15 protein-coding genes are annotated in these 12,166 nt (G+C 43.4%); all 15 read right to left on the bottom strand.

Annotated elements, in window-relative coordinates; translation table 11 throughout:
• Window positions 1–46: 46 nt before the first annotated feature.
• Entirely contained in the window at window positions 47–622 is a 576-nt protein-coding gene (locus DW025_RS01500) for a 3'-5' exonuclease (protein ID WP_119998410.1), read from the bottom strand.
• Between the two features lie 5 nt (window positions 623–627).
• A complete protein-coding gene (locus DW025_RS01495; RefSeq protein ID WP_119998408.1) occupies window positions 628–4,251 on the bottom strand; it encodes a hypothetical protein in 3,624 nt (1,207 codons plus the stop codon).
• A 154-nt stretch (window positions 4,252–4,405) separates the two neighbouring features.
• Window positions 4,406–4,672, bottom strand: coding sequence for a hypothetical protein (locus DW025_RS01490; RefSeq protein WP_119998406.1), 267 nt, complete (start codon window positions 4,670–4,672; stop codon window positions 4,406–4,408).
• Window positions 4,673–4,676: 4 nt separating this feature from the next.
• Window positions 4,677–5,213: a hypothetical protein gene (locus DW025_RS01485; protein ID WP_119998404.1), complete on the bottom strand. Its 537-nt coding sequence runs from the start codon at window positions 5,211–5,213 to the stop codon at window positions 4,677–4,679.
• Window positions 5,214–5,225: 12 nt separating this feature from the next.
• Window positions 5,226–6,074, bottom strand: a complete 849-nt coding sequence (locus DW025_RS01480) for a hypothetical protein (RefSeq protein WP_119998402.1) — start codon at window positions 6,072–6,074, stop codon at window positions 5,226–5,228.
• 12 nt (window positions 6,075–6,086) lie between these two features.
• Window positions 6,087–6,305, bottom strand: coding sequence for a hypothetical protein (locus DW025_RS01475; RefSeq protein WP_119998400.1), 219 nt, complete (start codon window positions 6,303–6,305; stop codon window positions 6,087–6,089).
• A complete protein-coding gene (locus tag DW025_RS01470; RefSeq protein ID WP_133302862.1) occupies window positions 6,292–6,489 on the bottom strand; it encodes a hypothetical protein in 198 nt (65 codons plus the stop codon). Before DW025_RS01470 ends, DW025_RS01475 begins: the two co-directional genes overlap by 14 nt.
• A 243-nt stretch (window positions 6,490–6,732) precedes the next feature.
• Complete coding sequence (locus DW025_RS01465) at window positions 6,733–8,844, bottom strand: leucine-rich repeat protein (RefSeq protein WP_165854726.1); 2,112 nt, start codon at window positions 8,842–8,844, stop codon at window positions 6,733–6,735.
• Window positions 8,845–8,958: 114 nt separating this feature from the next.
• On the bottom strand, window positions 8,959–9,099 hold the full coding sequence (locus DW025_RS14735) for a hypothetical protein (RefSeq protein ID WP_165854725.1): 141 nt from the start codon (window positions 9,097–9,099) through the stop codon (window positions 8,959–8,961).
• Window positions 9,096–9,734, bottom strand: coding sequence for a hypothetical protein (locus tag DW025_RS01460; protein ID WP_119998394.1), 639 nt, complete (start codon window positions 9,732–9,734; stop codon window positions 9,096–9,098). The genes DW025_RS14735 and DW025_RS01460 overlap by 4 nt, the downstream gene beginning before the upstream one ends.
• A 202-nt stretch (window positions 9,735–9,936) precedes the next feature.
• A complete protein-coding gene (locus DW025_RS01455) occupies window positions 9,937–10,395 on the bottom strand; it encodes a YopX family protein (RefSeq protein WP_119998392.1) in 459 nt (152 codons plus the stop codon).
• Window positions 10,396–10,517: 122 nt separating this feature from the next.
• Window positions 10,518–11,165, bottom strand: a complete 648-nt coding sequence (locus tag DW025_RS01450; RefSeq protein ID WP_119998390.1) for a hypothetical protein — start codon at window positions 11,163–11,165, stop codon at window positions 10,518–10,520.
• Entirely contained in the window at window positions 11,162–11,377 is a 216-nt protein-coding gene (locus tag DW025_RS01445) for a hypothetical protein (RefSeq protein ID WP_119998388.1), read from the bottom strand. The genes DW025_RS01450 and DW025_RS01445 overlap by 4 nt, the downstream gene beginning before the upstream one ends.
• Complete coding sequence (locus DW025_RS01440) at window positions 11,370–11,777, bottom strand: YopX family protein (protein WP_119998386.1); 408 nt, start codon at window positions 11,775–11,777, stop codon at window positions 11,370–11,372. The genes DW025_RS01445 and DW025_RS01440 overlap by 8 nt, the downstream gene beginning before the upstream one ends.
• Window positions 11,778–11,924: 147 nt before the next feature.
• Window positions 11,925–12,155 carry a Lar family restriction alleviation protein gene (locus tag DW025_RS15530; protein ID WP_165854724.1) on the bottom strand — a complete coding sequence of 77 codons (231 nt, stop codon included), beginning with the start codon at window positions 12,153–12,155 and terminating at the stop codon, window positions 11,925–11,927.
• Window positions 12,156–12,166: the final 11 nt, after the last annotated feature.

Raw genomic sequence — 12,166 nt, 5'->3', positions numbered from 1 at the left:
GTTCGTCCACAAGGCAGGATTTCCTGCAACAAGAGTTACTTTGTCATCATGCCAGCAGGCTTTTTCTCAGGCTCAGTTCATTCTGAATAATGCAAAATAATTCATATGCTGCATAGCAGTCTGCCAACGCCGTATGTGCATCATTATGCGTGATGCCGAAGTGTTCCGATAAAGCTGTAAGTTTATAACTTTTCAGCCGGAACAAGCTCTTTGCAAGTGGTAGCGTGTCGATATAAGGATTTGTAAATTCTGCCCTCGAAGAGCGATAGACTTGCTTCTTCTTTGCAGAAACAAATCTGCAATCGAACCCCAGATTGTGTCCAAGCACCACTGTGTCATCTCCGATTGCTTCCAGAAAGCTTTTCAAAGCAACATTGATAGAAGGTGCGTTCTGCACTGCTTCATTCGTGATGCCTGTCAACTGAATGATTTCCTGCGGAATTGCTTTTCTCGGCTTTACAAGCGTGTTAAATTCCTGCGTTACCACGCCGTTCTGCACCAGCAGACCGCCAATGTTGATGATTTCATTATAATCTGGAGATAAGCCAGTTGTTTCAAGGTCAAACACCACATAGTCTTTGATATTTGCAGCTTCCTGCTCATTGAGCATTTTTCCAATCACGATAATCAGTCCTCGTTTCTCAGTAGGTAAATGTCGTCTGCGACAGGTTCTTCGCTTCCTTCCGGAGCAGTATCATATTCAATTAACAACGTATTTGTGCCGTTATTGTACGCAATCATGTCGTCCAATTCTGTCCCAGCACCAAGCTGAGATTCTACAGCACTCTTTTCTGTTCCAGTTGTGATAACTCCGCAGAAATAGACGTTGAAGTCACTTCTTGTAAAGAACTGACTTGCATGGACACCTTTCAGCTTGTAGATGCCGAAATCTTCCGTTTTCAAGCGGTCACTGTCTACGATTTTTCCATCATAATTTTCCACTTCCAGAGATACTTCTGTGCAGTCATCTGAACCCTGTTGGTTCAAACTGTACATCGCACTGTGAAAGGAAAAACCACTCTCAACCGATGTTGCACCAAAGCTGTCACAAGACAGCCCTGTATCGCTTAACACCTTTTCCAGACTGGGAGCTTCATTCAAATTGATAGTTACTCCATTGATAGTCACACTGCTCATGTCTGCATCTGTGTTGACATCAACCGTAGGTACAACTGGATAGATGGTTTCGTCAGCTGGTGAGTTTTCCTCGACCTCAGCATCTGAACTCACTTCGCTGTCGCTTTTGCTTGCAAGCGTTTCCTGCGAGGCATTGATTGCTGCCTGTCCCTTCAAAGTGACAGTGCCAATTACGGTCTTGTTGAGCATAACTGCATCTGCAAGGTCTACCTTGCCGTCCAAGTTCAAATCGCCATACAGCGTTTCCTTCGGAACACCAGTGCCTGTTGCTGTGGTGGTTGTACCAGAGCCTGTTCCGTCAGTAGTGTCACTTACAGTAGTCACGCTTTCGCTTGCGGTGGTAGTTGCACTGCCGTTTTCAGAAGTCTGGTCTGTGCCTGCTCCTGTAGAGGTGCTGTTGCTGTCCACAGTGGACGAAGTGACATCGGTCGTAGAAACAGTTGTCTCTGTTTCAGAACCGCTTACAGAGGATTCTGAGCCGTCTGTGGTGGTTGTCACAGCAGTGGTAGTTGTCTGCTTCACAGAAGCGTTGATTACCAGTGTGCCAGTCACCTTGTCGTAGTTTTCATCATCGGGAGTATATTCCCATGTCAGAGTGTTGTCGCCTTCGGTCAGCTTCTTTACCTCATCGACTACCCACGAAACAGAACCACTCGGTGTGTCCTTACCCAGAATCGGGTCTGGCAGGTCATCTCCAGCTTCGTAATCCTTGTCCGGAACGCTGACTTCCACATTCTTGACAGTTCCCTTTGCGATTCGGAATGTCAGGAGCAGGTCAGCTGTAGTGCCGTTTTCTGCGGTTACGGTGTAAGTTACCTTCTTTTCTCCGGATTCCATCGGAGTACCGTTCAGCTTTGTGTCGTCCAGTTCGATGCCCTTAACAGCTTCACTGCCCTCAGCCAGAGCAACAGACTTCACACCGCCGACCTTGCCGGAGTTCTTCACATACCCAGCAATGTTGATAGGATTCATCTTTTCTCCGTATGTCAGGTCGATTGTGCTGTTTTCTGCGGTCACGTCCAGAACAATATCTGTTACAGTACCCTTTTTCAGGTCGTTCATATCAACATCTCTGTAGCCGTCCGTGATTTCACCGACATTTATAGGGTGTTCCACAACATTACCGTAACTGTCGTCTTCCTCTGCAAGGAAAGTCAGTCTGTAGTTGCCAGTAGGCAGCAGAACATCATACTTGCCTTCCTTAACAGCATAGCAGGCTGCACCAGCTGCATAAGCTTCTGCCGGAGAGCTGTACTTGCTGTCGTAGATGTAAATTTTGCCGTCTGTTGCGTTGTTATCTTCCACATAAGAAGGGTACATTCCTTTGAACGTATTCAGGCGAATCCGCACAAGGTCTGTGCCATTCGTCAGCTCATAGGTGCAGTCAGGCAGGAACAGCTTCTTGGAATTGTCTGCATCGGTGGAGACCTTTACTGCCGGAGCATCTTCCTTGCAGTCACGCAGTTCCTCGGACTGGATATTGTAAGAGCCGTTGCCATTCAGATATGCAGTGGAAACTTCCCGAATATCCTGTGTCCCTTCCGGAGCTGTCAGCTTGTAGTCAGAATCGTGTGTCGCAAATGCCAGCTTTCCATTCAGGAACATGGCGAAGTAATCGCTGCCTGCATCGTCAAACATCTTCTGCACATCTTCTGCTCCATACTTGGAATCGGAATCGACCAGCAAATTGCCGTCCTTATCGAAAGAACTGTTCACTGTGAACTTGTAATCGCCCTTTGCAGCATACAGTTCCTGCAAGCCAGTGCTGTACACGCCGTCCTGCTCTGTAGACTGGTCGAAGCTGTTCGCAGAATCTTTGTTTTTCAGCTGGTCAGTAATCAGGCTGAAATCCTTTTCAGAATCAACCTTTCCGGTTTCTGCATTTGTAATGCCGCTGATGTCATTTGTGTCGAAAATCGTATCGTACTCAGTCTGGTCATCTGTTACCGGAGAAGTCAGTCCCAATTCAGTGTAATACTTGGAATAGCCATAGCTCTTGATGAACTTTCCGATATAGTCTCTGTCGTACTCTGTGTTCGGCATCATGGTGTAGCCATACGGCTGTCCATTAGAAGTGAATCCTGCAATGTAGAAGCCACTGCTTTCCAGACTGTCGTTTGCGTAGCCAGCATTGAACTCAGCCCCTACTGGAGCACCGCCCTTATATGCAGCCACGATTTCCGGCTTGAACTTGTAATACATGGTGTAATCGGTCTCATCGTTCAGATTGATTGCAAACGCATAGCCGCCCTTGACGGTATAGTCAATATTTCCAGTGTCTGCGTTCTTAAAGTACAACCCTTCAAACTTCGGTGCTGCATATGCAACAGAAAAATTCTTTTTGCCAATGCTGGAGATGCTGTCCCCAGCGTTGTTCAGACGATAAATCTCCATATACGCACCATTTGCACCACTTGCATCACGAATGTCATCAACAGCCATCAGCAGTCCGGTATCGTTCGGCACATAAGTGACTGGCTGTCCGTTGTACATTGTCATCATGCAGTCTGCATTGCTGGTAAAGTAGCCTGTCAAAGAATTGCCGTCTTCATCGAACACACGATAAAACTCATTGGTCTTGGTCTTGCTTGTTACCATAGACAAATCCAGCGGAACGGCATTTGTGAACAGGTCTGCAATCGGAGTGTAACTGCTGCCACTCTTAGCAATGCGAATCGGAATCAGCATACCGCCAATCTTAGAGCCACCATGAACCTCAGCAAACACAGTAGTGTAGCCTGCCTCGTACATCTCACCCAGAATGGTGTCGCAGATAACACGGTTTGTGACCTTTGCTGTGTACTTTGAGAAGTTCTCTGTGGCAATAATAGAAAAACCGATGCTGAACTTGTTGTCCTTGACATTGGTGTCCTCGTAAGAATACTTTGTCAGGCTGTTTTCAAATGCCATGTACGGCAGGACAATGTTCATGTCCGTGTCCTTGACTACATACACACCCTTGGAAAGCGTGGCTTCTGCCGCCATTGACTTGTCCGTACCTGTGGTTGTATAGTTCACTGCACTTGCTGTCATTCCAGCAAGCGAGGTTGCCATACAAGTAACGGCAGTCAGCACCGCTACGCAGGTCTTCAATTTGTTGTGATTTGTTCTCATTGGAAAAATCTCCTTTGCAAAAAAGATATTTCGGCTTGTTTCAGCCGTTCATTTGATTGGAACGATGTGGACTTGAACCACTTCGAGGCAGCTACCCTCACGTTCCGTCTATCAAAGGAGAACTTTCGCTTATAGAAAAATCATGTTACGTTTATCACTTCCTTTCAAGCCATTTTCTTCTTGCCGTCAATGCTTCTGCTTCCGAGAAAAACACAGTCGTTCCAATATCGGAGAATGGCACAACGAGAGAGAAATCAAACATATCGCTGTGAACCAAATATAAAACGCTGTAATCCGGCTTGTTTGCAATCCGTACTTTGACAACTTTGCACGGATATACTTCTCTGGCATTCTTGTCTTTGATGATGACATAAACCGTGTCGCCAGCTTTACATGGCGGCTCATATTTTGTTGAGGTCATATTATCACCTCTTTTTCTCATTGTCTTTTTTGCTATCAAGAATCTGGCAGACCTTTGTTGCGACTTCGCTTGAACCAAACTTTGCAACGATAAGCACATCAGATGTTTCTTGGGGCATATATGGCACATATACAAACTCATGGTATTTTAGGCTAAGCCCTACATAGTATGCGTTTTCTTCTGTGCCATCGACAAGTTCCGGACAAAAAGCATCGTGCATTCTTTCTACCTTTAGCACAGCGTCTATTTTTTCTGCAACCTGTTCTGCTCTTTCTTTGGACAAGAAATAGTTGCTGTTCCGGAACAGTCTTGTCCCGATTGTTTCTGTGATGTCATAGCAACTTCTTCCTGTCGGCTCATTGCATTGAATGACATTTACACCATAGTCTCCAAGCTGGATATACCAGAACGGCTCTCCAGCACCAACACGTTGAATATCCGGTTCATCTTCAATCTCCTGCAAACGCTTTATTTCTTCTTGCAACTTGGCAATCTCATTGTTTGCCTGTTCGATTCTTTCATGTGCTTCCTGCATTGTCATACCGCATTCTCCTTACTTGAAAATTGTTCCTTTGCACACCTGCGAATTGTCGGTTATTTCGATGGTGCTGGTTTCTCCCAGTTCTATCACAACAGAAGCTGATTCACCGCCAAACGGCACAATGCCTTTGAAGTTATCACAGTAAATCTTTCCGTCTTTCAGAACGCCGACATTTCCACGACCATCATGAATTGTACAGCCGTCACGCAGTGTTCGGGTATAGGCGTATCTGCCAACGTAGTTCGGAATATACTTCTCGCTTTTGTACTCCGGATATTTCTCTGTTAGCTCTTGATACAACTCCGGTGCAATTTCCTGCATTTCCTTCAAAATATCAGCCACATATTCAAGATAATATTTTTCTAAGCTTTCTCCAAATATATTTCGTGGTGAATATGAAAGAATGGCGTTTAGCAGCTGTATATTCATATCGACAATTGGAATACAAAATTCCGATGTCACGATGTTACTCCATAACACATATCCGGACACCACTTCTCTGGGAGAATCATCTTCTTTTGCTTTTCTTGCTCTTACGCAGCCAGTGCTAAACCAATAATTATCTCCAACAACTGCAAATCGGTTATATAAAGGGCTTTTTAACCTAGCATATGTTTCATCGCTTATGTATTTCTGGCGGAACGCTCCATACTTCTTTGCTCGGCTAGTGTAGCCTTTTTCCGTTGTCACTGTTCCGTTAGGGCATTTAATGCCCAGTCTTCTCACACACAGGCACTTTCCTTCTTTGTAAAGAGAACATTTGTCCGGACACTCACAGTAAATTGTGTCGCCTTGTAACGGAACTTCTTTCCCTTTGAATATTGATTTACCACCATACAAACCCACACAAATTTTTCCCATAGTTCTCATCTCCTACGACAAAACAATACATTTATATCCGTCCATTTTTTCTGCTTCTTCAAAAGCAATGTCTTCGTATAACACGTTATCTGTACCAGACACTTCCACATAAGCGTTGTCAACGCTAACAGCATACTTACAACAACCATTGTATTGTCGCATTACAACCTCGCAATTTTTCAAGCCGTCCGGAATCTCCTGCAACTGTTGAATCAACTCATTCACAGTCATTTGTTTCATCTCCTAACACGTTTATAACTTCGTACTTGCACCAGAAAAAGCCCTTCTTTGCATATCTTACGATTGCTTCTCTCGCTTCTTCTTTGGAGTAGCAGAAACCGAATCGAACTGTCTGTCCTCTGTTGTCCTCTCCAGAAATAAGATAAATCTCTTCTGGTAGCATTACATTATTCACTTGTCCATACACCTCTTGTGGAAACTTTGCAGGATTCTGCATAGATTTACGATTGTTCGTGTTTCTTACAATATCTATTATAGCACAGTAGTGTACAAATGTCAAGTGTTTTGTTCGTTTTACTCTGTAAAATATCCGTTATGAAACAGATGACATTTTATATACATTGCACAATTCACTGCAAACAAAAATCAGCCCATGCCGAAGCACAGACTGACTGTTTTGAAATAGATATGCAGGCAATTATTCTCTTACCGGAAGAGAAGCAATTGTGTGAACCAAGAACTGCAACAGAGCAGTGGAATCATTGGCATCAATGTTACCGTCCGCATAGCACTCTGCATTGTCCTTTGCCTGCTCGTTCAGCATAACAGAACCTGCGGTTGCCTTGTTCAGCAGAACAGCATCGGAGATGTCCACTCTGCCGTCCAGTGTAATATCGCCCAGCAGAATTGTACCACTGCTACCCTGTGTGGTCACTGTAGTGGTGGTTGTGGAAGAACCCTGTCCTGTGGTGCTGGTGGTCGTTGTGCCACCGTCCAGAGCAACGAACGGAATGTTGTTCGCAGTAGCATATGCTTCTACAGTAGAACCTGTATAACCATACAGTGTCAGGTTATCGCAACTACCAAATGCTTTGTTCTCAATCATAATATCTGTTCTGGTAATCTTAGCTTCTCGCAATCCGGTATTCACAAATGCGTATTTTCCAATGAATGTAACATTAGAAAAATCAAAAGATTCCAGCTGTCGGCAGCTGGAAAACTGACCGCCGTTCAATCTGAGTTCTCCGTCTCCATAGGTCTTTACAGTTGTGAGATTGTACATACTTGTAAATTCTATATTTGCAGAACAGTTTACGCCCTTTTTCCCAAGCTCGAACGGTCGCTCTGTGTTGTTCATGTACAGCTCCAATGTTGAAGAAATTTTATTTCCATCTTCATCAGAAGTTGCTGTCATAATATCATCAAAAGCACCTTCATACCATTGGCTATCGTCATATACACCCAGCTTCAAGGATTCCAGTTCGGCACAATTCTTGAAAGCTTCGTTGTCAAAAAGGTGTGCAGAAGTTAAGTCCAAGCTTTTCAATTTATAGCAATTCACGAAAGCTTCTCTGCCGAAGCCAAGAGCGTTGCCAACATTGACCTTCGTCAGGTTTTCACAATAAGAGAAGTTTCCGTCACTATAATACAGCTCACCATTTCCGACTACTTCAAAAGTGTTCAGCAATCTATCTTCACGTTCAAAGTTGTCAGGGAGAACATAAGCGTCCTTATTGTTGGTGTAAATTGTCATCGAATACGGCTTGACGTTTCCTTCACTTTTTTGTCTTCGCCCAAACGCATATTCTCCTATTTCCAGCTTATCGTTCAGGGCAATTTGAATATCGTTTGCACTTGTACAACCAAGAAAAGCAGCATCGCCAATGTACCGCAGATTTTTGTTCTTCAACTGAATCTCTGACAGCTGTGTACAGCCTTCAAACGCATCATCAGCAACAACAACGACATGAGAGAAATCAAAATTTCTCAGCATAGTGTTGTTCCGAAACGCCATGTTTCCGATGCCAACTTCTCCGTCACCTTCAAAGCGTACTTCACGGATTCTGTTGCTGTCATAAAATCCGCTAGAAATTGTCATCATGTTGCTCTTATCCATATTGAGCTGGAAGGTCAAAGTGAACGCCGTTCCAAAAGCTTTGCTCTCACCAAAAATATGCTGACCTATGCCGTTAAGCTGTGCTGCTTCACAGTTTTTATCAGTAATACTGATTGTGACTTCTTCCAGAGAAGAACAGCCACTGAACGCTTCGTTGCCAACACGCCCCAGTTTCGTATTTGTCAGATTTACAGTCGTCAGCTTTTCACAGCCCATAAATGCGTAGTCTAACATATCTACGATTTTCTCAAAAGCCACTGCTTTCAAGCGAGAACAGCCATGAAATGCGTCCTTGTAGAGTACCATTTCTTCATTTTCAAAGTCTACAGACTTCAAATTGGTGCAGTTTGCAAATGCGGCTTCGCCAATAAATTTCACATCTTCTGCCAGCGTCAGACTGACGTTTTCCAGTTCACGGAATGCTTCTGTAGTGCCAGTCACAGTATAATTACCGTCACCATTATCTTCAAACGTAAAGTAATCTGTCTGACTGGTATCACACTGTACCTCTACAGGAACATTTGTAGTGGCTTCTACAAGCACAGGTGCTGTATCAGATACAATAGTGTCGCTGTCTGTTACAACAACATCACTTGCAGGAAGGTCTACCGCCCACGCAGTCATCGGCAGTGCCTGTACACACATGACACCAGCCAACAGTAAACCTGCTGCCGTTCGTTTTAATTTCTTCATGCTTCCTTGTCCTTTCAAATATCTATCTGATTTGTTTTTTATAAAAGCTGGAGAATGGTGCATCATTTCCAGCGTTTTACCTCAGCTGATTTGTCAGTAAATATGCTGACTTTTTTACTGCTTGTTTTTGATGTCAATGCGAACATTCACATCTGCCTTTGGTTTGTAGACAATTACGCCGTCCTTCTCCAAGCATTCAGCTTCGCCAGCTTTTACAGCTTCGATTGCCTTCATAAGCCAAACCATGTCAATCATACTCCACACTTCCTTTCCAAATAGATTGATTGAATTTCTATGCCTTTTTCCAGCCTCGGCAGCAGGACGTTCTTCACTTCCTGCACAGCCTCTCTTGCCAGCTTTTCAGCCTCTTCCTTTCGTGAGAGCGTGTCCGTATATTTCCCTAACTTGCTGATAGGGAACGGAATGAGTTCTCCGTTTATCAACTGTACATTGATAAAGAAAATGTACTGAATCGCCACGCTGTCGAAAATCATGCCTTCCTGAATCTGTTCCTCAAAAGAAAGTGTTTCTCTCCAAGGAAACGATTTTACAAGGCGATATATGCCATATTTCCAATACGATTTCGGGCTGTACGGTTCAAACATGAAAATGCCTTCGCTTTTCAGCCGATGCAATTCTGCCCGAACTTTCTTCGGATTCAGACTGCTTCGAGCAGATGCGATTTTCTTGACGGTTTTGTCATCTGCATCGTCTATCAGATAAATCGTGCCGTCTTCATTTCTGGAACAATTCCGGAAAATTTCTGCTGTTACCTGAAAGCAAAACTTGCCGTCACAGCTGTCGTGCATGGCTTCTGTAATATCCAGATAACCGCCGCCCTTCATGGCAACATACTTTCCTTCAAACCAGTTTGATGATTTCTTTTTCATGCTTAACCTCTTATTTGTGTGCTTGTAGGATTTGCGAATGATTGGAGCAGTCAGACAATGTAACGTCCTTTGGAATTTTCATGATATAAGATATATAGCAAATCAATTGAACAATATGATAACTCTTTGCGAACAGCAAAAACCCCTTGTAAGTTATCATTTTGCCGTTGATTATTCGCTCGTCCGCAGGAAATGCCACGTTTTATTTTGCGGAATGCAGCTTATGCTTGTCCGAAAAATTCATGAGCCATTCATGAGCCATTTTTTCCGCTTCATCAAACGTGTTGCCTGTTACTTTAAGGAAAATTGCTCGCTTGTGAAGCAGTGTACTCAGCAGAACATTATCTCTGTCTGCATCGTTGCTGACAGTATACCACTGTCCGGATTTACCGAAATACACAATGTATTCTCGCTTTTCCACTCCGTTATCAGAAGTTGTTGCCACAGAAAGAATGTCGTTCTCAAAGATTGGATTGTCGCTCCGGTCTTGAAATCCGGTATACTGGCTCACGGTTTCTCCGCAAACCACATAATCGGTGTCGTCCTTGCCACGAATGAAGTGCTGTACAGACTTTCCGGTTAAAAAGTTCTCCTTGTAATAGTAGCCTTCTACCCATTTTCTGTTGCTTTCTCGCTTTGCCTTAAATAAAATCTCTCTCATGACAGGTCAGCTCCTTTGGTTTCTTATTGCCTTTACCTTACATATACTATTTTATCATATCTGCTGTAAGATATATTGTGCTTTGTCTGTCTGAATCGTAAACCTTTTGTAAATATCGAAATTTACTTGGTTTTCCGTTTGGTACAACGCCTTTCAAATCCGTATTGGCAATATGTACAAGTGAACTGCAAGAACAACTCTCGCAGCAGTGAAGCCGGAGTATCTGCAAAACCTTTTTCACGGCTCATTTTGTAAAGCGTTCTGGACAGTTCAAACAAATCGCAAGAAGCTTCTGTATCTCCCAGAATCTTTTTTGCCCAAGAAATTTTATTTCCGTCATGTCCTCTGAATGGTTCACACCATTTCAAATAAAACTCTCTGTCATCAATATTCTTTGTGGCGTGTTTATAAATGCTCACCATTCTATTGTATGCCTCGAAGCATAGCTGACTTACCAGAGCGTTCCAGTTATTGTAACTGATAGTTTCTGTGCATTGACGCATCAGCTTATAGATGAAATCGTCCTTCGGGTTCTGAGCTGGAGCAGACTGTTCCTGATTCTTCTGATAAGAGCAGGAATCATCGCTGGCATTCTCAAATGCCATGACCAGTTTCAGGTCATTGCCGTCTTTCCGGTAAAATCCTGTACTGATGCCCTCACAGTCCAGATAAAGCAGCAGTTCGCACTCAATGCCCTTGCCGTTCAGAGATTTTCTCTGATACCACTTGCCACTCTCCAGCTTTACCTTGCTTGTTACTCTACAAATCATACTGTACCTCTTCTTTCTGCTTGTTTTGCTTCGTGATAACTTATCGTCAGATTATTCCAACTGTCCACTATGGGGCAGCCTTTTGGACAACTTCCAATTGTAGTTTCTGTCATCACCGGAGAGATGCACTCTGGATTCCGGCAGAACAACCAATCGTCATATTCACAAGGCTCATCATCAAAATTTATGCCTTTGCAGGCTGCTTCAAGCATTGAGCATCACCTCAGAGATTTTTTCCATATTATCATATGCGTTGTCAACAACCTCATAACGAACTGCCAGTGTCAGCTTAAACAAGTCGTACACTTCCAGCTTTGAATTTAAGCTGACAGCAACCCGACTTCCAGTAGGCTCGCAGAAATACACAAGGAAGTCGGTGAAATCTTCTGGCTTTTCCGAGTGCCACACACGAAGAATATCGCTTTCAAAGATTCTCCTGACGCTTGTGTCATAAAATCCGGTAAATTCGCATACCGTCACCGGATTGACGAGGTAATACAAGCCTGTATCACCTTGCTGGATATAACAGTTGCTCTCACCGTCTTTGAAGAAATACCCTTCTACCCACTGTGCATTGTTTGTTTGCTTTGCTTTGAACAAAATTTCTCTCATAGTTACTCCTTTTGGTCAACGAATAAACATTGTGGGCTGGTTTTTCTTTTAAGTCGCACCAGTGGACGACATACTATGTCAATGATTCGTACTTCGGTATCTTTATCAAATCTCTGTAACTGTTCAATAAGTTCTTTTACTTGTATTTTATAGCACCCTCGTGTTCCAAGCCTCTGTTACTTGTAATTCACAAAGTTCACGCTCGTTGTACTGATTATTGTCCAAATTGATTCCAACAACTGGACTTCTCGCATGACATTTCATACATCTTACTGTAACAGAACAATGTTTTTTACCGTAATTAAAAGTACGCTTACTTTCAATCTTTAGTTTTGTGCTACCACAGAACGGACAAGGTTTTAATTTATTTTCACTCATTATTTCACCTC

Source organism: Coprococcus sp. AF38-1, assembly GCF_003603945.1.
Classification (GTDB): Bacteria; Bacillota; Clostridia; order Lachnospirales; family Lachnospiraceae; genus Coprococcus; species Coprococcus aceti.
This window is presented reverse-complemented; position numbering and strand designations above follow the sequence as displayed.

What these genes read in the sequence shown, in the direction of transcription:
- DW025_RS01475 (WP_119998400.1), bottom strand. Translation starts at nt 6,305, where the DNA reads ATGACTGTGAATGAGTTGATTCAACAGTTGCAGGAGATTCCGGACGGC.
- DW025_RS01465 (WP_165854726.1), bottom strand. Translation starts at nt 8,844, where the DNA reads ATGAAGAAATTAAAACGAACGGCAGCAGGTTTACTGTTGGCTGGTGTC.
- DW025_RS01455 (WP_119998392.1), bottom strand. Translation starts at nt 10,395, where the DNA reads ATGAGAGAGATTTTATTTAAGGCAAAGCGAGAAAGCAACAGAAAATGG.
- DW025_RS01440 (WP_119998386.1), bottom strand. Translation starts at nt 11,777, where the DNA reads ATGAGAGAAATTTTGTTCAAAGCAAAGCAAACAAACAATGCACAGTGG.
- DW025_RS01450 (WP_119998390.1), bottom strand. Translation starts at nt 11,165, where the DNA reads ATGATTTGTAGAGTAACAAGCAAGGTAAAGCTGGAGAGTGGCAAGTGG.
- DW025_RS01445 (WP_119998388.1), bottom strand. Translation starts at nt 11,377, where the DNA reads ATGCTTGAAGCAGCCTGCAAAGGCATAAATTTTGATGATGAGCCTTGT.
- DW025_RS15530 (WP_165854724.1), bottom strand. Translation starts at nt 12,155, where the DNA reads ATGAGTGAAAATAAATTAAAACCTTGTCCGTTCTGTGGTAGCACAAAA.
- DW025_RS14735 (WP_165854725.1), bottom strand. Translation starts at nt 9,099, where the DNA reads ATGATTGACATGGTTTGGCTTATGAAGGCAATCGAAGCTGTAAAAGCT.
- DW025_RS01490 (WP_119998406.1), bottom strand. Translation starts at nt 4,672, where the DNA reads ATGACCTCAACAAAATATGAGCCGCCATGTAAAGCTGGCGACACGGTT.
- DW025_RS01485 (WP_119998404.1), bottom strand. Translation starts at nt 5,213, where the DNA reads ATGACAATGCAGGAAGCACATGAAAGAATCGAACAGGCAAACAATGAG.
- DW025_RS01495 (WP_119998408.1), bottom strand. Translation starts at nt 4,251, where the DNA reads ATGAGAACAAATCACAACAAATTGAAGACCTGCGTAGCGGTGCTGACT.
- DW025_RS01480 (WP_119998402.1), bottom strand. Translation starts at nt 6,074, where the DNA reads ATGGGAAAAATTTGTGTGGGTTTGTATGGTGGTAAATCAATATTCAAA.
- DW025_RS01460 (WP_119998394.1), bottom strand. Translation starts at nt 9,734, where the DNA reads ATGAAAAAGAAATCATCAAACTGGTTTGAAGGAAAGTATGTTGCCATG.